This window comes from Microbulbifer mixtoriginis (SeqCode) (genome assembly GCF_052467515.1).
In genome coordinates this window covers 3,830,739-3,857,421 of sequence record NZ_CP174314.1, presented here as the reverse complement: position 1 = coordinate 3,857,421, position 26,683 = coordinate 3,830,739, and the positions used below count along the sequence as shown (strand labels likewise).

Annotated in this window: 21 protein-coding genes; 8 read left to right on the top strand and 13 right to left on the bottom strand. The window is 48.6% G+C overall.

From position 1 onward, the window contains the following. Nucleotides 1-248: 248 nt before the first annotated feature. The 3 genes from ACJJIT_RS16570 to ACJJIT_RS16560 all read left to right on the top strand — a co-directional run bounded on the left by ACJJIT_RS16570 (nucleotide 249) and on the right by ACJJIT_RS16560 (nucleotide 5,671). On the top strand, nucleotides 249-1,436 hold the full coding sequence (locus ACJJIT_RS16570; RefSeq protein WP_444899093.1) for an efflux RND transporter periplasmic adaptor subunit: 1,188 nt from the start codon (nucleotides 249-251) through the stop codon (nucleotides 1,434-1,436). Between the two features lie 2 nt (nucleotides 1,437-1,438). Continuing rightward, nucleotides 1,439-4,591, top strand: a complete 3,153-nt coding sequence (locus tag ACJJIT_RS16565; protein WP_444899092.1) for an efflux RND transporter permease subunit — start codon at nucleotides 1,439-1,441, stop codon at nucleotides 4,589-4,591. Between the two features lie 114 nt (nucleotides 4,592-4,705). Next, a complete protein-coding gene (locus ACJJIT_RS16560) occupies nucleotides 4,706-5,671 on the top strand; it encodes a phosphoribulokinase (protein WP_444899091.1) in 966 nt (321 codons plus the stop codon). A gap of 70 nt (nucleotides 5,672-5,741) precedes the next feature. Here the strand turns inward: ACJJIT_RS16560 and ACJJIT_RS16555 are convergent, their stop codons facing one another. Together ACJJIT_RS16555 and ACJJIT_RS16550 are read right to left on the bottom strand one after the other, a co-directional pair. Continuing rightward, nucleotides 5,742-6,662 (bottom strand): hypothetical protein, encoded by a 921-nt coding sequence (locus tag ACJJIT_RS16555; RefSeq protein WP_444888013.1) that lies wholly within the window; start codon nucleotides 6,660-6,662, stop codon nucleotides 5,742-5,744. A gap of 1,494 nt (nucleotides 6,663-8,156) precedes the next feature. Next, nucleotides 8,157-8,561 carry a hypothetical protein gene (locus ACJJIT_RS16550; protein WP_252084555.1) on the bottom strand — a complete coding sequence of 135 codons (405 nt, stop codon included), beginning with the start codon at nucleotides 8,559-8,561 and terminating at the stop codon, nucleotides 8,157-8,159. 157 nt (nucleotides 8,562-8,718) lie between these two features. Here ACJJIT_RS16550 and ACJJIT_RS16545 point away from each other — a divergent pair, with 157 nt between their 5' ends. From ACJJIT_RS16545 to ACJJIT_RS16525, 5 genes are all read left to right on the top strand, one after another. Then, nucleotides 8,719-9,171: a methylglyoxal synthase gene (locus ACJJIT_RS16545; protein WP_444883759.1), complete on the top strand. Its 453-nt coding sequence runs from the start codon at nucleotides 8,719-8,721 to the stop codon at nucleotides 9,169-9,171. A 185-nt stretch (nucleotides 9,172-9,356) separates the two neighbouring features. Continuing rightward, on the top strand, nucleotides 9,357-9,779 hold the full coding sequence (locus ACJJIT_RS16540) for an ExbD/TolR family protein (RefSeq protein WP_252084556.1): 423 nt from the start codon (nucleotides 9,357-9,359) through the stop codon (nucleotides 9,777-9,779). Between the two features lie 749 nt (nucleotides 9,780-10,528). Continuing rightward, nucleotides 10,529-11,776: a Zn-dependent hydrolase gene (locus ACJJIT_RS16535; RefSeq protein WP_444899090.1), complete on the top strand. Its 1,248-nt coding sequence runs from the start codon at nucleotides 10,529-10,531 to the stop codon at nucleotides 11,774-11,776. 85 nt (nucleotides 11,777-11,861) lie between these two features. Beyond that, nucleotides 11,862-12,782: a dimethylarginine dimethylaminohydrolase family protein gene (locus tag ACJJIT_RS16530; RefSeq protein WP_252084560.1), complete on the top strand. Its 921-nt coding sequence runs from the start codon at nucleotides 11,862-11,864 to the stop codon at nucleotides 12,780-12,782. 375 nt (nucleotides 12,783-13,157) lie between these two features. Beyond that, the gene (locus tag ACJJIT_RS16525; protein WP_252084561.1) at nucleotides 13,158-13,937 is read left to right on the top strand and encodes an enoyl-CoA hydratase; all 780 of its coding nucleotides are present in this window, start codon (nucleotides 13,158-13,160) and stop codon (nucleotides 13,935-13,937) included. A 36-nt stretch (nucleotides 13,938-13,973) separates the two neighbouring features. On the opposite strand, the gene glpQ is transcribed toward ACJJIT_RS16525, so the two are convergent. From glpQ to ACJJIT_RS16470, 11 genes are all read right to left on the bottom strand, one after another. Then, the gene (gene glpQ / locus ACJJIT_RS16520; protein WP_444899089.1) at nucleotides 13,974-15,071 is read right to left on the bottom strand and encodes a glycerophosphodiester phosphodiesterase; all 1,098 of its coding nucleotides are present in this window, start codon (nucleotides 15,069-15,071) and stop codon (nucleotides 13,974-13,976) included. 191 nt (nucleotides 15,072-15,262) lie between these two features. Further along, nucleotides 15,263-16,894, bottom strand: coding sequence for a long-chain-fatty-acid--CoA ligase (locus tag ACJJIT_RS16515; RefSeq protein ID WP_444899088.1), 1,632 nt, complete (start codon nucleotides 16,892-16,894; stop codon nucleotides 15,263-15,265). Nucleotides 16,895-17,241: 347 nt separating this feature from the next. After that, nucleotides 17,242-18,702 carry a M48 family metalloprotease gene (locus ACJJIT_RS16510; protein WP_444899087.1) on the bottom strand — a complete coding sequence of 487 codons (1,461 nt, stop codon included), beginning with the start codon at nucleotides 18,700-18,702 and terminating at the stop codon, nucleotides 17,242-17,244. A 28-nt stretch (nucleotides 18,703-18,730) separates the two neighbouring features. Next, on the bottom strand, nucleotides 18,731-19,393 hold the full coding sequence (locus tag ACJJIT_RS16505) for a hypothetical protein (protein ID WP_444899086.1): 663 nt from the start codon (nucleotides 19,391-19,393) through the stop codon (nucleotides 18,731-18,733). An 11-nt stretch (nucleotides 19,394-19,404) separates the two neighbouring features. Next, a complete protein-coding gene (locus ACJJIT_RS16500) occupies nucleotides 19,405-20,073 on the bottom strand; it encodes a hypothetical protein (protein ID WP_252084567.1) in 669 nt (222 codons plus the stop codon). 23 nt (nucleotides 20,074-20,096) lie between these two features. Further along, nucleotides 20,097-21,101, bottom strand: coding sequence for a VWA domain-containing protein (locus tag ACJJIT_RS16495; protein ID WP_252084568.1), 1,005 nt, complete (start codon nucleotides 21,099-21,101; stop codon nucleotides 20,097-20,099). Continuing rightward, nucleotides 21,098-22,180 (bottom strand): VWA domain-containing protein, encoded by a 1,083-nt coding sequence (locus ACJJIT_RS16490; protein ID WP_252084569.1) that lies wholly within the window; start codon nucleotides 22,178-22,180, stop codon nucleotides 21,098-21,100. The genes ACJJIT_RS16495 and ACJJIT_RS16490 overlap by 4 nt, the downstream gene beginning before the upstream one ends. After that, nucleotides 22,170-23,474, bottom strand: coding sequence for a hypothetical protein (locus tag ACJJIT_RS16485; protein WP_444883766.1), 1,305 nt, complete (start codon nucleotides 23,472-23,474; stop codon nucleotides 22,170-22,172). The genes ACJJIT_RS16490 and ACJJIT_RS16485 overlap by 11 nt, the downstream gene beginning before the upstream one ends. Before the next feature lie 47 nt (nucleotides 23,475-23,521). After that, nucleotides 23,522-24,316 carry a MotA/TolQ/ExbB proton channel family protein gene (locus tag ACJJIT_RS16480; RefSeq protein ID WP_252084571.1) on the bottom strand — a complete coding sequence of 265 codons (795 nt, stop codon included), beginning with the start codon at nucleotides 24,314-24,316 and terminating at the stop codon, nucleotides 23,522-23,524. A gap of 25 nt (nucleotides 24,317-24,341) precedes the next feature. Further along, the gene (locus ACJJIT_RS16475; protein WP_444888021.1) at nucleotides 24,342-24,548 is read right to left on the bottom strand and encodes a hypothetical protein; all 207 of its coding nucleotides are present in this window, start codon (nucleotides 24,546-24,548) and stop codon (nucleotides 24,342-24,344) included. 13 nt (nucleotides 24,549-24,561) lie between these two features. Beyond that, nucleotides 24,562-26,652, bottom strand: coding sequence for an SUMF1/EgtB/PvdO family nonheme iron enzyme (locus ACJJIT_RS16470; protein WP_444899085.1), 2,091 nt, complete (start codon nucleotides 26,650-26,652; stop codon nucleotides 24,562-24,564). Between the last annotated feature and the right edge of the window lie 31 nt (nucleotides 26,653-26,683).

Sequence of the window (26,683 nt, the reverse complement as noted above, 5' to 3'; positions counted from 1 at the left end):
CGGAGTGCCCTGTGAAGACAGTCTGACCGATTTCCCCTCTTTGCCCCACGCGAAGCACCTGCCCCTTCTTATACTCAATTTACTCAGACATCGACTGATGTTACCGGCCCCGCAGCCTTGTCAGCTGGTCTATTTCTCTGAAAATTCAATTTAGGAATACGACTGGGCTGTGTAAAATTTGGCCTACTCAAAACACTGCGCCAGCGTTGCTGCCGGCCGCTTTATTTGTGCCTGACAGGTTTCTATTTATGAGTGCACTGGTATCTATCTGGTCTAACCGAAATTATCGAATCGCATTACTCGTTACCCTACTGGCCCTTGCCTGGCTATTCAGTGGAGTTTTGCTACCTGAAGAGGATAGTGAGAGTGCGAATGCCGCCGAAAAAGCGGGGATTGTTCCCGAGGCGGCGATGCGGGTTCAGGCCCGGCGGATTGAGGCTCAGTCCTACGCGACACGGGTGTTGGTCAATGGGCATACCGAAGCAAATCGCAGCGTGCGCCTGAGAGCGGAACTGGATGGTGTGATAGCCCGGCTGCCAGTGCCAGAGGGAAGCCAAGTACAACAGGGTGAGGTGATCTGTGAAATCGAAGCGGAGGACCGTCTGGAAAAACTGGCCCTGGCCGAAGCCGCGCTCAATAAAGCGCGTCTGGATTATGCTGGCGCTGAGCGGCTAAAAAAGAAAGGCTTGCAGTCCGATACGGCCATGGCTCAGCAGAATGTTGCTCTGGCGCAAGCGCAGGCGGATTTCACCTCGGCCAAGGTGATGGTGGATAACTTGAAAATCCGCGCGCCTTTTGCCGGCGTGGTCAATAAGCGCGCAGTAGAGCTGGGTGATTTTATTCGCCGGGGAGAAGAATGTGCGACCCTGCTGGATTTGGATCCAATTCTGGTAGTTGGTGAGGTCTCCGAGAATCAAGTGGGCAATTTAGTGCCCGCGGGCCCGGCCAGTGCAGAATTACAACGTGGTATTCCGGTTCAGGGTAAATTGCGTTACATCAGCCAGCAGGCACAAGAGATCACCCGCGCTTACCGTGTCGAGGTGGCAGTGAATAATCCCGGCAACTTGCTGCGCGGTGGTTTAAGTGGTCGCTTGGCTCTGCCCACCGGTGAAATACTGGCACACCATATTAACTCCTCACTACTGACTCTGGATGACAGCGGCACACTGGGTGTGCGGGTGCTCAATGAAAACAATCGGGTCGATTTTATCAATGTCACTTTGGTGGGTGATGGAGACGGGGGTGTTTGGGTCAGTGGCCTGCCGGACCCGGTTACTCTGATCACCGTCGGTCAGGAATATGTGAGCCAGGGCGATATTGTCAAGGTGGAAATGTCTCCACCAGAACCTGCACTCAGTGTGCAATCCCAGCCTGTGGATATCACCCCTGAGCCGGTTTCAGTGCCCAGTGCACAGGATGATCAGGAAGGTAACTAGCGATGAAATTATTGGAGAATGCGATTGCGCGCAATCGCAGTGCCATTTGCCTGATGTTGCTGATTGTCTTAGTGGGGCTTGTGGCCCGCGGTGCTATGACAATTGAATCTAGCCCTGAAGTGAATCCGCCATTTGTCATGGTGCAGGTTACCCATGAGGGGATTTCTCCCGAGGATGGCGTGCGCCTTTTGGTGCGCCCCTTGGAGCAGGAAATCCGTGCGGTTGAGGGAGTTGTCGAGGTGATTGCGGTCGCCCGTGAGTCCCTGGCCTATATCGTGGTGGAATTTGACTCCGCAATTGATGTGGATGATGCGGTGGATGATATACGCAACGCGGTGGAGAGGGCCCGTGCAGAGCTGCCAAGGGATGCGGAAGAACCCACCGTTGAGGAGGCATCGGCGCAACCTTTTCCCACCATTGTGGTTACCCTCTCTGGGGAAAAAGTTAGTGAGCGGGTACTGCTCAGTAGTGCCCAGTTACTTAAGCGCAAAATAGAAAATATCAGCGATGTATTGAGCGCAGATCTACACGGCAATCGCGAAGAGGTAGTCGAGGCAACTATTGATCCGGTGCGCCTGGAGCACTATCAGGTGACCAGTGCAGAGCTGATTAACGCGGTGCTGGGTAATAACTTGCTGATTCCCGCAGGAGAATTGGATACGGATCGCGGGCGCTTTTCTGTCAAAGTTCCCGGCCTGATTGAGAGTGCACAGGATGTTTATGAGATCCCGTTAAAGAATTCGGCAGATGGCGTTGTTACCCTGGGTGATGTGACCGATATTCGCCGCACCTTCAAGGATGCTGTGAGTTTTACCAGCATCAACGGTCGCCCCGGTCTCGCTATTAATGTCGAGAAACGCAATGACGCCAGCTCCGTAAATGTGGCAGATCGGGTCAGATCGGTTGTGCAAGAGGAGCTGGGAGCTTTACCCCAAGGCGTAAAAGTGGAGTTTGTTTTTGACCAGTCCAACTTTGCGCGGGATATGGTCAGTGAAATGCAGGGCAATATTCTTACCGCAATGCTGCTGGTAATGATTATTGTGGTGGCTGCCCTGGGTTTCCGCTCAGGCATTCTGGTTGGATTGGGGGTGCCATTCTCGCTGCTGTTCGGTTCTATCGTCACCTGGTATCTGGGGTACTCCTTTAATTTTATGGTGATGTTCGGCATGTTACTGGCCCTCGGTATGCTGATTGATGGTTCCATCGTGATTACCGAATTTGCCGATCGAAAAATGGCAGAGGGTTTGAGTGCTCGTAACGCTTATATCGCATCGGTCAGTCGTATGTTTTGGCCGGTTGTCGCCTCAACGGCAACTACGCTCGCCGCTTTTCTTCCGATAATGCTGTGGCCGGGAGTGGTCGGCGAGTTTATGCGCTACCTGCCGGTGACTGTCTTTGCGGTATTAGCGGGATCACTGCTCTATGCACTGTTTTTTGCTCCGGTGCTGGGCGCTTTATTTGGCAAAAGTAATTTAACAGCTTCAACGCGTAGTTACTTAAAGCAGTTAGAGGAGGGGCAGCCCACGCTCCTACCGGGAATTACCGGTTACTATGCCCGCCTCTTGGCTTTTGTCTTGCGTCGCCCAGGGATGGCCTTTACCACCACAATTGTTCTCTTGGTCTGCATATTTATTGCTTTTGGCCGCTTTGGTGCCGGGGTTGAATTTTTCACCGAGACCGAAGAGCAGTACGGCAATGTTGAGATTAGAGCGCAGGGCAATCTCTCCATGGCGGAGAAGAAAGTGCTGGTCGCCCAAGTGGAAAAAGCGGTCCTGAGTATTCCAGAAGTACGTATAGCGCATACGACAATCGGTTCCGGTGGAATTTCCGGTAACTCCGATCGTGCCCCGGACCAGATTGCCAATATGTTGGTGGAGCTGCTGCCGGCTGAGGAGCGCGAGCGGCGCAGCCGGGAAGTTTTCGAAGATATTCGTGCACGCACAGCAAATTTTGCAGGGATCAAGGTTACGGCTAACGTAATGGAAGGCGGCCCGCCAGTTGGCAAAGATATTGTGTTAGAGCTACGCGGGCAGAACTATGAAAAATTATTGGCCGAGACTTGGCGACTACACCGGGCAATGGAAGATGATTTCGGTGGTTTACGAGATATTGTCAATACTGCACCACTCCCAGGGATTCAGTGGGAGGTGCGGGTGGATCGTGCCAAGGCCTCCTTGTATGGAGCTGATCTGACTGAAGTAGGACGAGCGGTTCAGCTGGTAACCAACGGTGTGCGAGTGGCTGAATACCGTCCCGATGATACTGATGAAGAGGTGGATATTCGTATTCGTTACCCGCAAAGTGCTCGCGGTATAGCCGCTCTTGATCAACTCAAGGTCAACACTCCGCGCGGTACAGTGCCTATCAGCAGCTTTGTACATACAGTGGCCATGCCGAAAGTAGACAAAATTGAAAGGATCGACGGCATTACCCGCATGCAAGTAAAAGCTGACGCTCAGGAGGGTGTGTTGCCAGACGATAAGGTCAAAGAAATCCGGGCTTGGCTTGAGCAGAATCCGGTAGATCCAAGCGTGGAGTTATTATTTCGCGGTGCGGATGAAGAGCAGAGTGAGTCCTTTCAGTTTCTAGGGGTGGCTTTTCTACTTTCACTGTTTTTGATGTTTATCCTGTTAGTAACCCAATTCAACAGTTTTTATCAGTCATTGCTGATCTTGTCTTCGGTGATTATGTCGACGATTGGTGTGATGTTGGGTTTATTGCTTAGCCAGAGCACCTTCAGTGTCATCATGACTGGAGTAGGGATTGTTGCCCTCGCGGGGATTGTGGTTAACAACAATATTGTTTTGATCGATACCTATAACTTTGTACGTAAAAGTGAGCCTGACCTTAGCCCCGCAGAGGCTGCCCTCAAAGCTTCCACGCAGAGGTTACGCCCGGTATTTCTCACTACTGCTACGACGATTTTAGGTTTGTTGCCGCTAGCCCTAGGTGTGAGTGTCGACATGGTAGGACGAAATGTTGTGGTCGACGGTGTAATCGCATCATTCTGGGTCAAACTGGCCAGTGCTATCGTCTATGGATTGTCCTTCTCCACACTCCTGACGTTACTGGTGACCCCGGTTCTTTTGGTTTTGCCTGGGCATTTACACAGCAAACTCTCTTGGAGAAAGTTAGCAGGTCCTCGATTGAGCTAGCATATTCAGTATTAAATTATTCTTGTGATCACTTTTTGCGGGGGCCATGGCCCCCGTTTCTTTATGGTGAATAAGAGGCTTGATTAAAAATTGGAGCAGAATCTGGAGGGAAGATTGGGAAACAAGTTAGAGACTGGAATATGTCGCTGGCCGGAGGAAATTATCAAACTTAGCCGTGAACTAGCAGGGACAAGTCTACGGCAAGTGATTGGTAGTTTTATTCAGAAGCACCAACTGCCAGCAGATTTTTCTCATGAGATAGAGGCCTATTACTTGCCATTGGCTTTATGGCTCATGAAAAGACACAAGGAAGGGCAGACCCTGGTTGTGGGGATTAGTGGTGGGCAGGGCACTGGCAAGTCAACGTTATCAGACTTTATTTGCCTGATCCTGGCGAAACAGGGGTTCAACTGCTGTACTTTTTCTTTGGATGACATTTACCTGACTCATTCCCAACGGCTGCAGCTCTCCCAAGAGGTTCACCCGCTCTTGCGCACCCGAGGAGTACCGGGCACTCACGATGTTCAATTGGGGTTAGATACTCTGGATGCTCTTTGCAGTGCTGGAGATCAGTCACAAGTTTATCTGCCGCGTTTTGATAAATCCAAAGATGACAGGGTGCCCAGTAACCTTTGGCCTGTGCATAGTGGCAAGGTGGATATTGTATTGCTTGAGGGATGGTGTCTCGGCGCTAAGGCATCGATAACACCAATTCAGCCTATTAATTCATTGGAGAGGTTAGAGGACACTTCCGGCAGCTGGAGACGTTTTATTAATCAGCAACTGGAAGGGATCTATCGTGAACTATTTCAGCGCGTGGATATCATGGTGATGCTGTGTGCTCCTGGAATGGAGTCAATTTTTGAGTGGCGCAAACTACAGGAACAAAAGTTACATAAACGTACAGGGGCGGGGATGGAGGAGTCTGAGCTGGACCGCTTTATTGAGCACTATGAACGGATAACACGAAATCTGTTAATTGATATGCCTAACTGGGCCGATTGCATTTTGTATTTGGGGAAGGATCACCACATACGCGCGGTCAGTATTGGTGTTCAAATCGGTGAGTACAAAGGATAGCCCCCGGGCTTGCCGGGGGCGGTTCAGCGGGCGCTGTTGTTCCCGCTGAACAAGCTAAGTGAGTTACTTATTACTTAGCCTTGGGCGGACGACCACGGCCGCGCTTTACAGGAGCAGCTTCAGTTGCAGCTGGGGCTGCGGCTTCGACTTTTTTGGGGCGCCCTGGCTTTTTCTTGGCTGCTTCGCTTTTAGCCGGGCGACCGGGCTTCTTTTTCGCAGTTTCTGCCTTTGGCGGGCGGCCGCGACCGCGTTTTACAGGAGCAGCTTCAGTTGCTGCGGCTTCTGTTTCTGCTTTCTTTGGACGGCCAGGCTTTTTCTTGGCAGCTTCGGTTTTGGCTGGACGACCGGGCTTTTTAGCTTCTTCGGTTTTCTTTGGGCGCCCCGGCTTTTTCTTAGGCTCTTCAGTAGTGGCTGCAGCCTTAGGAGGACGGCCTGGCTTCTTCTTAGCTGAGTCAGCTTTGGCTGGGCGACCGGGCTTTTTCTTTACCGCAGCAGCTTTTTTCTTCTCTGCAGTGGCAGCTTTCTTGGCAGCAGCTGCAGCTTTTTTGGCTTCTGCTGTAGCTTGCTTCTTCTCTTCGGTTGCCAGCTTCTTGGCGATAGCGGCTTCTTCTTTAGCGACGACTTTGGCTACTTTAGCTGCAAGCTTGTTTGCAGCTTTAATGCCGGCCAGCTCTTCTTTTGCTTCTGCAGCGGCAGTTTTGGCCTCTGCAGCGGCAGTTTTGGCTGCAGCAGCAGCATCACGCGCTTTTTTCAGCTGGTTTTGCTGGGCCGGGGTTTTCTTCTTAGCGCGGACAGCGGCAACTTTTTCTTGAGTCGCTTTAGCTTTTTCTGCGGTTTTCTTGGCACTGTTTGCCAACTTTTCTACTTTAGCGGTCAGGTCCTTCTCTTGTTTGAGACGGGCACTTTCCAGTTTTGCGGTAAGGGAGCGCAGCTCCGCTTCCAGCTGTGCAACATCGCTAGTGGCGACTGCGGATACTTTTTTTGTAGCCATTTAAATTTCCCTGCAAATGTATTGTTTTGTTAAATGGGGGCATTCCTATCAATTATTCTCAGCCATCTTCCCAGTGAAATGCACTGTCGAAGACGTCTGTTTTCGGCAGAAAACAATTGATAGTGAGTCCCCCCAAGTGAGCGGCGCTAATTGCAGCTTATTTGTATACCTAAATGCAAGTGTTTTATATGGAATTTTGCTATTTCATGTAAAAAAAATCGTTTTTTTTTATATATTTTCAATTTGAGGACCTAAAAAGAGAGTCGTAGTAGGTATTTGCGCAGTAAAGAAGGCTTTTGTTTTACTCTCGTTGCATAAACTGAAAGGTGTAATTGCAAGTGAATAGTTGAGTAATTTCCTATGGTTTATTGATGACTCTCGTTTTTGTATAAGAGATTAAACTGGAGAGCACTTACAGTTCCGATTTAGCGCAAACCCAGGTAGTGGGGTTAGTGTGTTGAGCAAGTAAAGAGTTAACAAAACTTAACGGACTGTTATCGACAAATGCTTAAGCTCGGAGCCTGCGACTATGAATCATTGCAGTCTTTATCAGATGTAACCCTACCGCGCTGAGTTAATGTGGCTGAATACTGTTTTCACTATAGTGAAAGTGACTCTAACCATGCCTTAAAAGCTCTGGCTTCTTAAGTGGAGTAAAAGTAGTGGCAGGCTCTGGAGAAATGCCCACTCTTTTCATGGGCCTCTAGTCTGGATGCACTGTCTAACAGAAGAACTTCGAAAGCCGTGGATATTACTATCCTGCACCTGCGAGAGGTTAGTGATGTACAACACCTTCAAAGTTCAGCTGAGCCGTCGCGGATCAGTAAGGCACTTCTTATACGTGTACATGTAGGCTTTGATGAATAAGATAGCCTCTTTATTTATGGGGATATTAATCTGTTTAGGTGAGTTAAGAGAAAAGCTCGGTGGTTAAGCTGGATATTGGCCAAGAATTTTCCCATTGATGCCAACAGCCGATCTGAATTCTGGTTGAGTTTTGAGTGTTTGTGGCTATCTTGAAATAGTCGTAGGAACTAATCGCTTTGTTGCAGACTAACTCAACTGGTCTGTTAACTAAGTATCAAAAAGTTAGTGGGTATTTGCTGAGTGTTAAAACGCTCAAGAACATTCACTTGGGTAACTGGGATAATGAAGGCTTTAAAGTAAATTCTTTGTTATCTAGTGACAGGTTGAGTCTTTTGTAGAGTCATCACTTCCTGGAGCTAAAAGTATGCTTCCTAAGTAGGCATTGCTATGAATAGCCTTAGGGGGCTCAGTTTAATGCTGGGCAGAGAATTCTAGGTTAACAAGATATTCCCTTGCAGTGGTTTCTGATAGTGATGATGATTGCGGTGAATTAGCTGAAAGTTTTCAAGGTATCTTAATACCGCTTGGAGATGGATTCTTCTTTATAAAGAGTTGATAACTTAAGCAGAGACTTTGGTGATAGAGGAAGGGATTGCGGCTCTATCACCGTGTCTTGGTATCTAAAGGTTACAGTGGCCCGTAGGGAAGGTAGCGGTTATTGGAGTGTTGACGAATCCAGAGAAGTTGTTCTTTTTGTAATGGTGCTTTGCGTTGGCGCAGCTCTTTGGCCAGGGGAATGACAGCAGACTCTGCCCCGGCATCCCAGCCGGTCAGTTCCATTTCTGCAAGGGTGAAGAAGCGTATGAGTTGCCATAACTGCTCGTTGTCCCAGTGTTGGCTCTCTTCTAACCATTGCTGAGCCGGCAGGCGAATCAGCTTTGAGGCCTTTAAGTCATCTTTATTTAGATTTGCGCTTAGGCTGTTATCAGAGGCGGCAACACTGATAAGCCTCTGCAATTGATCCCGGTCGAATTCCCACTGGTTTTCTTCTTGCCGGCCACTCACCTGTGGCTCCCAGGCTCCTACACTCATATTCTCTCCTTACTTAGGTACGAGGTTTTCACCATTATACCGAGGTGAACCTACTTCTGTGGGGAGCAATTCCTTAATACTTCGTGGGGTGGAGTAGAGGGAACAACTTCCGTGTGATTGGGATAATATAGAAGAGTTACTTTTTATTGAGGTCCTTATGGAATTTATCTCTAAGGCGTTACCCGCGAGTAAACGGATCGCCCTGGTCGCCCACGACAACCGCAAGGGGACCTTGATACAATGGTGTCTTCGTCACCGTTATCTTCTGGAGAAGCACAGTCTTCTGGCTACGGGCACAACTGGCGGTAAGATAGAGGAAGCTACCGGTCTCAAAGTAGAGAAGCTATTGAGCGGTCCCCTAGGGGGGGATCAGCAGCTTGGAGCCCGAATCAGTGAAGGCAAGGTAGACTTGCTAGTCTTTTTCTGGGACCCCTTTGAGCCTATGCCTCACGATCCAGATGTCAAAGCACTGTTACGTATTGCTGCCGCTTGGAATATACCCGTGGCCTGCAATTCTAGTAGTGCAGACATGATTGTTCAGTCGACCCTAATGGAGCGTGAGTTTGACCGGGAGGTACCGGATTACCAGCGTTATCTGCAGCAGCGATAGTCGGATCTTTCGATCAAAAAATGACCTGATTATTCAGTTTGCTTTTATAACCTATTGATTTTAAAGGGTTATTTCTATTGGTTATAGGTTGTACTTGCAATGCCTGGCGATTCGCGGCAATCTTGCCCACCAGATGAGACCGGTTAAACCGGCACCCTTGGTATTTGATAACAGCACGGTGTTTTATGAGTAGACGACGCGGAAAGGCCGTAGAAGAAGAGAAGGCGGATATCGACCTAACGCCCATGCTGGACGTAGTGTTCATCATGTTGATCTTCTTTATCGTAACGGCGTCCTTTGTAAAAGAGAAAGCGTTGGACGTAAATGTGCCTGATCCGAACCAGACCCAGGACAATCCGCCTGATTCAGATAAGCAAAACATCCTGCTGGTTGTGAACGCCAACGATGAGATCAGTCTTGCTGGTAGCCGTATTGATAGCCGTGCAGTTCGTGCCCGTATCGCGCAGCTGTATGCCGAGAACCCTCAAGCTATAGTGATTGTACGTGCGCATAACAAGTCGAGTGCGGACACTTATGTACAGATCGCGGATGCTGCTAAGGAAGTGAATCCGGCTATTCAAGTTTCCCTGGTGCCTTTCGAGAAGTAAACCAGAGAGAAGCGAGCGGGCCTTCGCATTGCATAAAAAAAGCCAGCAATATGCTGGCTTTTTTTATGCCTGCTGCTAATTACTGAGACCCCGCAACGGGAGCCTTCAATAGCGCAGGAAAGGCGAACGGTAAAAATTGCTTTTTGCCCGCTCATGGCCGATCCGCCAGTGCCTGCTTTGCTTCCATCCTTCGCTCTACCATTATTGTTGTAAAGAACAGTCGATATCGAGCAGCCCTCACAGATCTCATTCAGCAGGGGATCATTGTGATAGATACCAATCAGAACCTTTATCTCGCAGAACTGAAATGACTGAAAGCCGCTGGTGGTTGAGAGCCGGTCCCTGAAGGATAAGAACTCCAGTAGTGCCAGCGTTTCAAGAATATTTACTTATTGAATCAGCGTGCGGTAAATTTTATCCACACGCTTAAGGGTATGTAAGGCGCAGTCAACTGAAGAGCCATACCAGGAAGCTCTGTTCATGTAACACCTGCTTAAACCAGAGCTCGAAGCTCTGGTGTTTCATAATAAACAGAGGTTCATCGTGCTTAGAGCCATCTGATGGGGCTTCTGGCACCCTAGCAGCTCGTCTATTTTCAAGTATGAGCTATAAGTGAGAGTCATTTGGTAAATTCTGGTCGAGTTTTGATCAACGGCGAAATAATGCTCTCTTTAATCTGTAAGGATCAAAACATAACTTTTGCCAAAGTGATTAATATGATCCTCAATATCAGGCCCGGAGCTTTTTGAATGGAAAACCCCGCACAACAATTGCGTATTGATGGCACACGTCTCTGGCAAAGTCTTATGCAAATGGCTGAAATTGGTGCAACCCCTGCTGGGGGTTGTAACCGGCAGGCTCTGACTGATGAGGATCGTAAAGGGCGCGACCTGTTTGTACGCTGGTGCCGGGAAATCGGTTGTGAAATTCGCGTGGATCGCATGGGGAATATCTTTGCTCGCCGTTCCGGTACCGACAATGACCTCCCCGCAGTGATTACAGGATCGCATCTGGATACCCAGCCCACTGGCGGCAAGTTTGATGGAGTTTACGGTGTGCTGGCCGGCCTAGAAGTATTGCGTACCCTTGAGGAGGGTGGGGTTCGAACCAAGGCACCCCTGGAAGTGGTGGTGTGGACTAACGAAGAAGGGGCTCGCTTCTCCCCAGCCATGGTCGGATCCGGTGTTTGGGCGGGGGAGTTTAGCCTCGATTATGGCCACAGCCGCATGGATAAATCTGGCATAACCATTGGCCAGGAGCTGGAGCGTATTGGGTATTTAGGTCCTGAACCGGTCCAGCCGGCACCTATCAAAGCGGCCTTTGAGGCGCATATTGAGCAGGGACCTATTCTGGAAAAACAGGATCAAGTGATTGGAGTCGTTACCGGGGTGCAGGGAATCCGCTGGTACGATGTGACCTTCTTTGGTACCCCCTGTCATGCAGGGCCCACCCCAATGGAGGATCGTCGCGACCCTGTCCAGGCCATGGCGTGGCTGTGCGAGGAACTATATGGGGAAGTGAAGGCTTACTCCGAGGATGCCCGGATTACCTGTGGCGACTTGCGTGCAGAACCGGGTAGCCGCAATACCGTACCGGAAAAAGTAGTGCTCGCATTGGATTTACGCCACCCAACACCGGAGGGGTTGGAGCATTTACACCGCACTCTCTACCGGGTAGCCGAGCAGGCGCAAGAGGCCAGCGGTGTTGTTATAGATGTACGCGAAGAGTGGTTCTCACCACCGGTGGCTTTTGATAAAGACTGTATTGAGGCGGTTGACAGTGCGGTACAAAACCTGGGTTATAGCAATCGTAAGATGGTTTCTGGAGCTGGGCACGACTCGGTCTATATCTCGCGGGTTGCACCCGTGTCTATGATTTTCGTTCCCTGTGCGGGGGGGCTTTCACACAATGAAGCGGAGTCGGCTGAGCCAGGCCACTTGGAAGCGGGCTGTAATGTTTTGTTGCACGCCATGTTAAATAGCGCCGAAGCGGGCTGATTATCCTTACTAGCCAATATGCAATAAGAACGCCTGGTAAGCCTAAAAGGTTGGCTGGGTTCCTATCAATAGATTTAGGTTGATCATGAGTGAATTTACCTTGAAGTACCGCAAGGATAACGGTGGTACAGCTCCACTGACTAACTGGGGAATGGACTCGGAGTACGGCGTATTGCGCGATGTACTCATCGGGCCGGTGGATAACTTCAGCTGGCGCACGGGAAATGCCAGTGCACGCCGAGCTGAACGCTTAGGCATGCAGTTCGATCACAAAGTGGCTGAGATGCAGCATAAAGAAATGCTGGATGCCTATCGCCATGCGGGAGTGACTACCCATTTGATTCCGGCAGACAGCAGCTTGCCCTATCAGATCTACGGACGTGATTCTTCGGTAATGACACCCTGGGGACCTATTGTTACGCAAATGTTTAGCCCTTGGCGCCGGGGGGAGTGGGCCCCTATCGTTAAGAAGTATGCGGAACTGGATATCCCCATTTATGATGTCATCACCGCCGGCTCTCTGGAAGGTGGTGACTTTATGGTGCTTGAGCCGGGAGTGATTCTGTGCGGTTATTCTGGTGAGCGCACCAGTCCTCAGGGCTTTGCGCAGATGAAGAGCTGGGTAGAGAAGGAGGGTTGGGAGGTAAAGGGCTACCAGTTTGACCCCTTCTTCCTGCATATCGATGTTATGGTGGCAATGCTGGCGGAAAAGCTTGCGGCCATCTGTGTTGATGCCGTCGAGCCGGAGCTGGTGCAGTGGTTTAAGAGTCGCAATATAGAGATTATCGATATTCCTTTCCCGCAAGTACTGGAACTGGGAGTTAATGTGGTGGCCCTGGGGAATGATCGAGTGATGCTACCCAAAGCCAATACTGGCCTCGCGGAGAAGTGTCGGGCTCATGGTCTTGAGGTAATTGATCCGGATATCTCCATGATTACTCCCGGAGGTGGTGGTGTTCACTGTATGTGCCAGCCTCTGCGTAGAGAGTCCGCGCTAAAGCCCTAACAAGTGCCCTGAAAGAATAGCTCGGTGATCTATGAGCCACCGGGTTATTCCCGTCAACGAATGTGGTTGGTTATGAACTCGCCTCTGGGCTTATAGTCGTTAATATGAATCGCCTGTCAAAGGCGGCTCGCGGCTATACACCCGGTTATCAAGCCTTTTGTGCTAACTAATAAGATAAAAGTGGTTTCCCTTGGGAAAGGCATAGAAATTTCGCGCTAATCAACGGAAATCTGTTTATTTGCGGTTGCACACTTAGGCCAAGATCCTATTAGTATTCCGGAAGCACTATCAGAAGCTCTGCGTTTACTCACAGCTCTGTTTTTTGGCCGCTGCGGCTGTCTATCAGTCTTAAATGATTCGAACCCGGAGAACATTATGCAAAGCGCATGTGCGGAAATTCAGGCCCAGGTAAACGAGCGTATCCTGGAAATAACCATCAATCGCCCTGAGCGCAAAAATGCACTGACTATGGCTATGTATACTGCCATGGCAGAGTTGCTCAATAGTGCAGTCAATAATAGTGAAATCCGCGTAGTTATTCTCACTGGTGCCGAGGGCATTTTTACCAGTGGCAACGATTTGACAGATTTTCTCGGTGGCTCTGCAGAGGGTGAGGAGTCTCCGGTATTCCAGTTTATGAGCGCACTTTACAACTTTCCCAAGCCAGTGGTTGCAGCAGTGAATGGCCCTGCAGTGGGTATCGGTACCACTATGCTGTTGCACTGTGATCTGTCATTTGCCGGACACGATGCCCTGTTCCAAATGCCGTTTGTCAACCTGGGGTTATGCCCTGAGTATGGTTCCAGTTACTTATTGCCTCGTATTGCCGGCCACGCAAAAGCATCGGAATTATTGCTATTGGGCAAAAAGTTTAGTGCTCAGGAAGCTGTGGAGATCGGTATCTGTAATGCGGCGGTGGAGCCGGAGCAGGCGATTGTTCGGGCCCGAGAGGTGGCCGCTGAGCTAGCGGCGAAGGCACCGGCTGCCGTGCGGCTTTCCAAGCAGTTATTGCGTCGCGCAACCCAGGAAAAGGGTTTGGAGATTATTCAGGAGGAGGGTCGCCATTTCCAGGACCGCCTCACTTCTGAGGAGTTTAAAGAGGCGGCTACTGCCTTTATGGAGAAGCGCCCTGCAGATTTCTCAAAGTTTGATTAAAAAAGTGGCCGCTGATGCGGCCACTTTTTTGTTTGCTTAATATCTGCGTTTTCTATGGTGAGGGCGGGAAAGGTAATTGACAGCTTGATCGGGCTGGTCAGTAAAAATTCCATCGACGCGCAGTTGGTAGGCGGCAAAGTGGAGGAATTGGTTAAAACTATCGAATTCCTCTGGAAGCTTCTCCGGGTCGGCGCGAAAAGTATAGGGGTGAACTTGGAGATCCCTGCGATGGGCACGGCGGACGATATTATTGGCCCTTGGCTTACCATCCTCAACTTCTATTAACATGGGGTACCAAGGGCCGATGCCATCGGCATAGCTGGTGATTTTGCGCATGCCGCCAGGCTCCAGCATCCAATCGTAATCATAATTTTGAATTATGCCATCAATCTCAATCAGTTTTTCCCCCCAGCTGGTTGCAGCAATAAGCTGAACGAGGGAAAGATCCATCCCCATGGCGGGCATTAGTTCAAACTTGATACGTTGTAACTCTTCTGCATCGAAGCACTGTAAAAAAACTTTATGTTGTTTGTCGCTATAGCCGTATTCCTTAAGTTTTTGCAAAGCGATTGTGGCGATATCTTTTCCTTCCCAGTGGTGGAAGTATGGTTTTTTTATTTCTGGATAAATACCAATTTCATATCCAAGGGATTTATTTAAACCCTGGATGAGTTCTATTTCTTCTTCGAAAGTGGATAGTTGAAAACTGGATTTCCATAGGGGGAAGCGATGCGGATATTTTGCCTGAGGCCCATCCTCGCCTATTGAGAAAGCTTCGCTAACACGGAGCTTTTTTAATTCTTCCAGCGTGAAATCGATAGTGTAGTAATGCCCATCTTCACGAGCTCGTCCAGGAAATATCTCTGCAACATTGGTGGTGCTATCGAGGTAGATATCATGCATCACGATCAGGTGATTATCTTTGCTAAGAACCAGATCCTGCTCAATATAATCTGGTCGCATAGCATAAGCCATGGCCTTTGCTTCGAGAGTGTGCTCTGGTAAGTAAGCAGAGGCACCACGATGAGCGATAACCAAGGGGGATTCGGCTCCAGCGGTACTGTTTTCAGCACAGGTGATATTTGCACTGGCAGAGCCAATGAGTAATAAGGTAGACAGAATTCTTTTGAACATTTGCAAGAGATCCCAAATAAGTGTGGGAAGCTTTCTAGCAAAAGAATATGACAGAGATATATCAATGCTAAAGTGGTTAAATATAGTGTGAACCATAGGGCATTTAGATTTGCTCAACGGTTTCAAGTGGCAAACCGGGCTTATTGCCCGGTTGAACTGGTTGCTAAGATACTTGCCTTTCTGATGGCAATTTATACTGATACTTCTTGAGGCCAGAGGTGTTGTGCAAATTGCTGCCGCAAGTCTTTCTTGCTAATTTTTCCCGTAGCAGTATGGGGGATTTCTGAGGTGATAATACAGTCATCAGGAATCCACCATTTTGCGAAGCGCCCGTGAAAAGCGGCGAGAATCTGCTTGGCTTCGAGCTTTCCGTCGGTCTCTGGCACCACGATCAATAGTGGCCGTTCGGCCCATTTTTCATGAGCGACACCTATAACTGCTGCCTCGGCAACTCCATCAAGGGTTATAGCGAAATTTTCAAGCTCAATGGAAGATATCCATTCTCCCCCAGATTTAATCACATCCTTGGTTCGGTCGGTGATGGTCAGATAGCCTAAAGAGTCTATAGTGGCCACATCGCCGGTATCAAACCATCCGTCCACCGTGAGCGCAGACTCTTCGGCTTTATAGTAGCGTTCGCAAACCCAAGGGCCTCTTACCTGTAGTGTGCCAAAAGCAATACCATCGTGAGGAAGGGGGCTGCCGAGAGGGTCTACAATTCGCATTTCTACTCCAAACCCCGCACGGCCCTGCTTCAGGCGCAGGGCCTTGGCTTCATTCCTAGGTAAATATTCATCTATGCGGGCATTGTAGGTACCAAGTGGGCTCATCTCTGTCATACCCCAGGCATGATGGGTATAGACACCATGCTTTTCTTCAAACTCTTCCATGATACTCCAAGGGCAGGCAGAGCCGCCGACGACCACACGGTTCAAGCTAGAGACCTTTTCTCCACTTTCACGTAAATATTTGAGAAGTGCTAGCCAAACGGTGGGCACGCCAGCGGCGATGGTGACTGACTCTTGTTGTATAAGTCTACTAAGCGTTTCACCACAACCCATTTTAGGGCCTGGTAAAATTAACTTAGCGCCAACAGCAGGTGCCGCGTAGGGAATGGACCAGGCATTAACATGAAACATAGGCACTACGGGAAGGATGGCTTCATCGCGGCGTATGGCGAAGACATCGGGCATTAGTACCCCGTAGGTGTGCAGTGTCATTGCTCGGTGAGAGTAGAGGACTCCCTTAGGGTTCCCTGTGGTGCCGGAGGTATAACAGAGAGCGGCGGCACTTTGCTCATTCAGTTCCGGCCAGTGGAAATCGCCAGAATGATTATCGAGAAGCTCTTCATAGCAATAGTAATTATGTAGAGTGCTTTGGGGCATATGAGCCCTGTCGGTTAAAACGATGAAACCCTCTACGCGGTTGAGTCTATCAACCATTTTTTCAATAAGCGGAACAAACATTGGGTCGATAAACAGCCAGCGATCTTCGGCATGCTCGACAATATAATGAATTTGTTCAGGAAATAAGCGTGGATTGATAGTATGGCAAACAAATCCGCTACAGGAAGTCGCATAGTAGAGTTCAAAATGACGATGGTCATTCCAGGCCAGAGTGCCGATACGATCTCCATTGTTAGCTCCAAGTCTGGCTAGGGCCTGGGCAAGTTGGGCAGAGCGTTTAAAGGCCTCTTTGTAGGTGTAGCGAAACTGAGGATTATCCGTAGTAATGGAGACAATTTCACTATTGGGTGAATTACTCAAGGCGTGCTGCATGATACCGGTTAGGGTAAGTTGTGACTGCATCATCATGCCGTTCATTTAAAGCTCCTATTATTATGGTTTTTAGCACTTGATCTATATAGGGTTGTGCGGATCGATATTTATGCCTTGCTATGAATGAAGAATAAAAAGAATACATTGTACTGTGCATAAGTTGTGAATATGTTTCTATGCACTTAATTAAAGTATCCATACACCACTGATGTTGCTGGCATAGAGTGTTCTTCAATTGTGAGTAAGGTAGACCAAAGGGTCTCTATGAAGAATGAAAAATTCTGCACGTATAGTGAATTCCGTAAGTTATTATTTAATTTTCCATACGGTATTTCTCAGGTATACAGAATATTGCTACAAATGCCAAGAATAATTGAAAGGTGGTAGCTTTTTTACTGGATTATTTTGATCCATTCACCGGGCTCTGGTTCGCCCCGAGGATAATAACCATTGAGAAGTCGCAGCTGTTCCTCAGCATATTCACCAATTTCCATGTGTCGTGCCAGGGAGGAAAAGGTAGTTTTTTCTGTAGCTTTTACGTAGCGCAGTCGTCTTATATCCTTCTCTACAATATCGGTTTCCCGCAAGGGTCTGAAACTGCGAATACTGGTTAAAAACAGTGTGTCATAATGTTCAAGATCATCCTTTTTCTGCGATGATGCATTGGCCACTTTACCTTCCAGCATAAATTGACGGCTGCCATAGTAGATAATTGCAACTCGATCTAGATCAATATTATTCTTTTCAAGTGGTGGGACTTTACCTGTGTGTCCCTCTAGTCGGTATTGATTTAGTTCTTCATCTTGTTCCAGCTTGCGTAAATCGTACTGCGCACGCAAGGCCATATCTGCGGGTTGATTCCCCTCACGCTTAGCGACCTTAATCGTAATTGTTGCTGATTGGTCAGGAGCGGTGCCTACGATGGAGGAGCGTTGATTGGCTACTGTCCACCCATCAGGAAACAGCAGTGAGAAGCCTAAACGTTTATGATTAAAACGATTTTTATTGGATTGCCTGGCATTATCACCGTAAACAAGACCATCAGTTTTTTCACGGTAATAGGCTACTTTAACATCCTTGCTCTCTTCAGGTAGGGTACCTGCGGCCTTGACTACTTCCTGTAGACGAATATCGTTGCGTGGGTGAGTAGAAAAAACGCCATGATATGTCTGCGGTTTTTTACCCTCCACACGCGCCCGTCTGCGGGCGAAGATTTCCTGATCTTTTAGTATGCCTATTACATTGAGCATTGCGGTGGGATCATAACCGGCTTTGAACATATACTGCGCACCAAAGCGGTCTGCCTCCAACTCCATTTCCCTCCCATAGCCTTTCACCGCAGCAGTACTCCAGAGATTTGCTGCATCACCAACAACCCGGCTGCCTGTTACCAATACAGATAATACTGATGCGGCACTGGCACCAGTGGCAGCGGTCTTTTGACGAACGGCATGGCGTGCAGTGATATGGCCTATCTCATGGGCGAGTACAGCTGCCATTTCTGCTTCAGAGTGAAGGTAAGTCAGCAGGCCGCGATTGATATAAACATAGCCTCCAGGTAGGGCAAAAGCATTGATATCCTGGCTATCGATAATCGTGAAATGATACTTGATGTCGGGCCTATCGCTGGCTGCCGCTACTTTTTGCCCTACGTGGTCAACATAGGCGGTGAGTACTGGGTCCTGGTAGATAGGGGTGCTTTCGATCAGCTTTTCATGCATTTCTTTGCCGATAGAAATCTCTTTATCCTCGGACATCAAGACCAGATCGGGCCGGTTGGTGGCCGGGTTGAATGCACATGCAGTACATACAAAGACCAATAAAAAGACGTACCACCGGAATAAATATTGCATTAACCCTGCCTCCCTGCTTATTTATTGTTTAAGAACTGGTGCCAGCTGCGGGTACCAAAAATTGCTGTAGCTGCACGGCCATCCCTTTGCAAGCATTGTTTTGTACCCGTGCGATCAGGGGGATTGGTATTACGATGGCGGGCATATAAGATGTGCCTTTGGCATCTGCGCTCAGCTTTCCGGACAGCTCTCGATCGCGAAAATCCCATACTGATGCTTCATAATCAGATTCCTTATCCCAGGTACCGAAACCGAAACAACCAGCTCCGCCAGTACTGATTGTGCAGCTTATAGAGCCGGCACTGGCAGTGGTTTCTGTGGAGCCGTCTATCCAGACGATGTATTTCACCCCATAAGACTCCATTCGTTCACGGACCTCTTTGTTTTCCATAAGGCGATCGAGTGAACGCACATGCATGGGGGCGGTTCTTGGCTCGAACCAGGGATACATAAGATCGACAAACTCTTTTTCGGGAATAATATTAACCCCCATCTCAGGATTGTGTAATTCTCTGCCGACACAGTCGATAAGATTGGGTTCTGTTTCGTAATCACTGGAATGGCGGCGCCCTAATATCACCACGGAATCCCCAGCCGCAAGTTCACCATCGCTACGTCTGTATTCATCAATAACTACAGTGGTGCATCCGCTAAGGATGAGCAGGGATATAACAATTAATGGCTTGAACACGATGAAACCCTCTATTCAGCCTGTGGGGACTTTACTTTAAATTCCTGTAATGACGCAGATCTAATCCTGCCAGAGAGAAATGCCTGTAGCTCGGGAACCTTTTCGAAACCTGTATATAAGGTTGCACCTGCATCGCGAAGAGCAATATTGATTGCCTGGGTTAAGGCCTGCTCTTGGGACTGTAAAAAGGCGGTTGGTGTTTTACCGTAAGCAGTGATCACCCAGTTGGCAACTTGGTTTCCCTGGGAGTCATAGGCGTTCATATCATATTTGATCCACACCTCAAAAATATTGACTCTTGTTTCTCTGGGCATGGTGAACTGAAGTTCACGGACTTCCGGAACTATAACAAGCTCAACATTAGCGGGGACATCCTTAGGGTATTCAGAAAGTGAGATAGTATTGACAAACATAGAGCGGAGAACTGTTTCAAATAGATTTCCCTGTGCTCTACCAGTATTTATTTTCCATTCCTCTCGGTCCTCACTATCCTCCTGATAGGTATAATTTTTGAAATCCTCGCTCAGATAGATACCCACGGAGAGTGGAAATTGATGACCTACAGGGGCGGGATAGTTTCCTTCAACCTGAACCGTATGGGAGCAGGCCGTAACCATTAGAGAGAGAAAAACCACAATCGCCAGATGAAATGTGGGTGTCTCCTTTATCCTGTGCTTCATGCATGACTCCTGATAACAATCAGCTAGCGAAAATCATTAAGTCCAACAAAAGTGCCACCATTACGATAGGTTAGTTCTCTCATCAGCGCGGCAAAACGTAATCCGGTAGTTTGCAAATGCGGAGGCCTGGAAAACTGTATTGGGAACCCTACTGCGTGGATGCGAATATTGCGTTTACCCTCTCCATGTTGGGCATTGACTCGATCCACAGCCAACATGACATTGCGAATTGATTTCCCTGTAAATTCATCACCTAATACATAGATGCTAATTTTTTTACTGGGATCGTAGAAACTACGCACGGCTTTTTGTATGCCCTCTACAGGACTAGAGTTACTGAAAGGGTTCCATGTTTTTAATCGTTGGAGGATCGCCTGGCGACGTCCAGGGGTATCGGGGATCCACTTGTTGCGGTAATTGAAAAACATGTAATCCCCCATGTCATTCATTACCTGAATACCTTTGACGTTGGGATACAGGTCTAAAGTATTGACCATTTCCGCCATCATGCGGTCCCAACCATAGTTAAACATACTGCCGGAGGTGTCGATAATGAAAAGAATGTATTCACTGTCGACTGGTATACCACCTATGACATTATTTTTACGCTGGTAGTTTTCGCCGAGTAGGCGACGCATTTCTTCGGTCATCGTCTGAAGAGCGATCGTCAACTCACCCTTCAACTTGCCTTCCTGGCTTTGTCCTTCCGTTTTACTGGCGTAGACGGCCTGCAGAGCTTGAAGTTCTCCACGTAGATTGGCAATGCGCTTGCGCTCAATGTCAATCTGCTCGCGCTTGGCGTTGAGGTCCCGGTTGAGGACGGTGGTTTCACCACGAATTTCTGCGATTTGTTCTTGAAGCTCTATAACCTGAGCCTCCAGATCTATCTCCGCTTCTTCCAATACAATGGGCTCGGCTGTTTTGGCAATCATTAACAGCAATACAATAGCGCCAAATCCACAGCAAATGACATCGAGAAAGGAGATGCTGAATTCTTCTTGGCGCTTTTTCTTTGAAGAACCAATCATGGCCAATCCCTTGATGGGGCGAGAAAAGATCCTTGAGTTTGCATGGCCAGTTTCCAGTATTCACTGGCCGCGAAAGGGTCGCCTTCCATTGGAGTGAGAATAATATTGATCGGAACATTCTTGGGAAGCACTTTAACCGCACGTTTGAATAAATTACGGCGTTCCCTACCTGAGACAGTGGCACTTCTGGGTGGCTTCAAGCCTTGTGTAGGCAGGCCATCGGTGATCAAAATAATGTTATCGGGTAAAGGTGTCATGGCGTGAATGGCATTGAATACCCTTTCTAAACTAGTGCCATTTTCTGGCACGATTTCATCCAATTGTTTGATTGCTTTATCCAACTGGTCACGATCATCTACATTGAGCCAGCGATCTTCCGTCCCGGTGATTGCGGCGCGAAAAGATGTATTGAAAGTATAGATCTGGTACTGACTGTCTGGTGGTAACTGGGCGGTGAGCCAGGAAACGGTATTGATGGCCCGACGCCATTTTTCTGTCTGACGTTTAACCCTTGATGACATATTGCGGGCGCGAATAACTTTGATAAGTTCATCACCGAGCATTGAAGCAGAGGCATCAAGTAAAATCAGGATGCGATTACCACCAAGTCGCAGCCCTGTAAGGTACTGACGGTCACCATCTCCACTATATTTGCGCACATTGTTACCGAGCTTCTTATTTTCTTCCTCCAAGTCCTTTTTGGCCTGTTCTAATTTTTTGAGCTTGTCTTGTAATCTTTTTATGTCTTCCTTTTCATCAATACTGTCCACTTCGGCAATATTGCCTTTTACCTCCTCTATTTGTTCGAGTATACGACGTGCAAGTCCTTGTGCCTCTGCGAGTTCATCGCTGACGATATCCAAGGTGTTGCGCGCCAATACAAGGTGCTCCTCCCCAATTTCAACTTCTTCTTGTAGCAGGTTGACTTCAGCGCTCAAGTCCTCAGTTTCTACTTCGATTTCGTGATCGGAGCCATGCTTGATAATTAGAAAAATCAGTGCAACCGCACCAAATCCACAGGACATGATGTCTAGAAAAGATAAGCTGAAAGTAGAAAAGCGACGCTGTTTACGTCTCATAGCGTTCCACACTGATTGCAGTTATGACGTCATGGCGATCCGCAATTCCGATCTTATCTCCGGCGTTTAGGTTAACCGGTGCTGCAATTTCCTCACCGTTAAGCATCAGACGAATTCCCGCATCTACTCTTAATGCAAGACGCCCCGCATGGTTGGTAACCGTCGCTGCTGGGTGCTCAGGAGGGGTGGGAGTAACCTGAAATTTATCTTCGTGCCAGAAAACAAATAGTGGTTGTTGTGCGGCAAGGGCGCGATGGCCATATAAAAGATGTGTGGCTACGGCTTCTGAAGGTGCCTCTAAATGCAGGCTGATTTCACTTTCCGGGGCGGCTCTGACACTGCTCACTAATCGCAAAGCAGAGTCAGTACTGCGCAACTCTTTCCAGCGATTCTTAATAGATTGGGCAGTGCTGTCCCTGGATAGTAGATGCATACGCTGGGCTATCTGCAGACCACCGGGAATTTCTGCCCAGCGATGGGATATAAAGCTCACACTGCCACTATCTGCAAGGTTTTCAATCATTGCCCGAACACGGGAAAGAATAGGAGCTGTAGCGTCCTGAAGTTGGCGCAAAGATATTTTTGCCGTACGATCATCTAACTCTGCAAGAACCTCTCCCTGACTCATTGCGCGGCTGACCCACTGGGGCATCAAATCATAGAGTTGCTGTTCGGATTCTGCAGAGTGCAGTGGATCAAAACGGCACTGCATAACGAAAGCATCCGTGAAAACTCTTGCCCAGGCCTCTTGAAAATGACATAGGCCTGCATCTGCAACACTCTCCGATGATTTTACGGTGGCTTGGTTATCCACCGAAATACGGGAAACGAGAGTTTGATGTAGTTGTAGTTCTACATGCATTTGCAATCCAGCGGGGGCCAAGTCACCAATAGCAGCACTGGCAGAGTCAACCAGGCCAACCACATTCATATTGCTTTCTTTAATAATCCCGAGTAACAGCGCTAATTGCTCGCGGGTAAAATTGCCTGGTACTGCTAGCACCAGTTCTTCGGGAAGATCACAGTGTTCGGATATTTCTTGTAAGTGGCAGTAGGCAAGATCGGCATGGTGGCGGCAGCGCTGGTTGGTTGATTTTAAAGATTCTAAACTCAGCCTTCGCCAAAACTGGTTGTTGACTTGGGTGGGGTGACTGCGGGCACGCATTTGCGCTGCGGTGCCTATGTGAATACGTCCCGGTTCAATTACCGCAATACCGGGGCTTTCCAGAACTTCCGTGGTATCGATAAAAACTCTTAAACCACAGTCATTGATTTCAAGGACACCTTGTCCCATGGAGTATTCCTCGCGGCGAATATCCGAGATGATAATTTTGAGTTCGGCTAGCTGATTTTGAGAAATCTCAGCAGGCGGTTATCGCAATAGTTCTGTGTATCCAAGACCAGTCTTTCTTGCATAAGCTGTAACTGGTGGGTAAAAAACATAATGACAATGCTGATCACCAGGGCAATAAAGGTTGAGTTGAAGGCGACCCCAAGACTTACGGTAACCCCGGCAATATCACCCTCTACTGCTTTATGGGCTTGAGAAAGTGCCTCGCCGATGCCGCGCACGGTTCCGATAAACCCGATCGAGGGAATTGCCCAAGTGATATAGCGCACCATTGCTAATTCCGAGTCGAGCCGATCGCCCTCTGTTTCGCACACTTCTTTCACCGAATTGGAAACCGCAGCCACATTTTTGGTAGAACCGAATCTTTGTAGCGCGGTGAGCAGTGCTCTTGGCACGAGATAACTTCGCTCCTCTTCGGGTAGTGCTTGTATGGGACGGGACAGGTCGCGAGTGTCTTCGGGTAATATAGGTGTGCCTTCGCTGATATTAAGAAGGGCTTTATCGAGCAGTTTGCGCTCGCGTATGCTGCGGTGTGCCTTTAGGCCCATGATTGCCATGGCCCACAGCATCAGTACAAAGCAAGCTTCCTGCTCGTAGTCTTTCATCACAATATAAATGGAACGTTGCTGAACGTAGGTTTCTCCTGCTGCCTCCCGTGCAAGCTGTTCTTCTATCAAGGCATCTGCGTTAGGGCGAATGATGGCAACATAAATGGCGTGAACCAGGATAATAGATCCCAGCAGAGCAAAAATCTGGAACACAAAGTCTGAGGATTTGAATTTCATGATGGTGCCCTTGGCGGCTTCTCTTTTAAATATCCACAGGATAAGAAACAGATAAATCTTCAGAAATTTCTTCTGAAGACTTGTAATCATCTGAACGATTGCCCTTGCGTTTGTTTTTTTCTGTTTTCTCCTTGTTCGCCTGAGCAACGGTCATCTCATTGGTATCTTCTTTCTCCTGGGCAAATAAGTAAGAGGGTAAAAGAATGATGAGTATTAAAATGATCCTGAACATCTTCACTCCTTCTTTAATTAATCCAGCGCGCGACCCTAAATCCAATATCATTGCGGGGAGCTTCGCCATAATCACGGTAAGATAAACGCAGTTCGGTTAACCCTGAATGACGCCAGCTGGAGCCGCGAATTACATGGTAGTCGCCATCCTGTGGGCCAATCGGATTTTCTTCCAGGCGCGATGAGAGTCCGGTACCAATGGTATAGAGGTCGTGAATCCACTCAGAAACATTGCCACCCAAGTCGTATATACCAAGAGGATTTGGACTGTAACTGCCGACGGGAGCTGTGGCTGCATAGCGATCGCTATAGGTGCGTAATACTGCCGGGACCAGCTTGGCAGCGTGGCTGTCGGCATAGTTACCAGAGTTGGCGCCGATAGGTAGTTCATTGCCCCAGGGGTATTTACGCATGGTGCCCTTATCATAGCGTGCCAACCAGGCCCATTCGGCTTCTGTGGGAAGACGATAGCCATCTGCCGCTGAATCAAACCCAACTATTTTGCCGCGCTCGGTTAGGTATACAGGGTTAAGACCTTCACGTTCACTGAGCCAGTTGCAAAATAAAGCCGCATCGGCCCAACTGACATTGACGACAGGTAGGTTGTCATTATCCAGGCTAACTCCATTCACATGCCTTGAGGTATGCATACGTTTAAAGCGTCTGAATTCTCCATTAGTGACTTCGGTGGCTCCGATATAAAAAGGACGATTGAGAGCGACTTGGCGCATCACCTCATTGGCACGGCGCCCTTGTTCACGTCGTGAGGACCCCATAGTGAATACAGCATTGGGGCGCATTAACTTCATGGTTCCATTTGCGCCATGTTGATAGGATGCCGGAACCTGCTGCCAGCGAGCCTGCTCTTTGGTCAACAATACTGCGCGTACCGTCTGCTCCAGCTTGTCGCTTGGGATTACTCTGGTATCAAATGCTTGGTAGCCATTCTTCCTCACTTCAATTTTGTGACTTTTCGTTGGGAGGTTGAATGACTGTCCGCTTTTACCCGCATATTGCCCATCAATATAAACCTCTGCATCAGTGGGTACGCTCGTTACAAATACCCTACCGTACACGGCGTTTAAGTTAACGCTGAGATCCCGTTCCATTCCGGCGGAAAGGTCTATGGTGTGTACTACAGAGGCGTAACCTTCTTTAAAAAAGCGTAATCGATGAGCTTCTCCTGATGACAATTCAAGTTCAAGAGGAGTGTGTCCGCGGAACTCCCCATCAACAGTTACACTGGCGCCTTCGGGAATTGAAACAACTCGTAACAGTCCATCGGCTGGGCCCAAATTTACCGTGGGAAGGGCTTGGTCCACACCGGCGGTAACCGCTATCGGGACATCGACAGTTTTATGTTCTGGTAGGGAGATGGAGACAACCCTATCCCCTTGCACCAGCTCTGTATTGAGAGGTGTTGTACCAAGAATTTTTCCATTGGAGGTGACAGTGGCACCTGGGGGATTACTACTAATACGTATATTGGCCCAGGCTGGACGAAGTTTTGCTTGCAAGCGATGAGTATTGTCGAGCCCCTCGACTTTGATTACTTGGGTATAGGGGAGATAACGATCGGAGAGAATTGTTACCCGAAGGGAACCTGGGCGTATATTTTCCACCAGTCCGTTTGTATTGGGCACTTCACCGCCATTAATTATTATTTTGACTGGAACCGGGGGGTCTGTTTCAACTTGCAGATGGCCTGGCAGCTTATCCAGGGTCACTGCATGGCGGCTGTGCCCATCGCTGCCGACTTCAACTTCACCACTCTTGGATAAATAACCATCTGCACTGATGGTGTAACTGTAGTTGCCGGGAAGCACCAGATGTCCATCTCCCAGTGGCAGGGCAAAGCCATCAATATTGACTTTTGCATTGTTAGGCACGGTTTCAAATATGAGGGAGCGGGCGATGACTAAGTAGGTCAGCGCCAAGAGACTTAATAACAGGCAGGCCGCTACTACCAGTGCACGCTTGGACAGGAACAGGCGAGCACGGTTAGAGCTGACTTGAACCGGTGTGAAACCTATAGGTTCGATGAGAGGTGAGTCATCGACTACAGGTTCATTATCGCGAACTGAGACCGCCTCTTTCACTGCCATTTACACTTCCCTATTGCTGTGTCGTTATGGA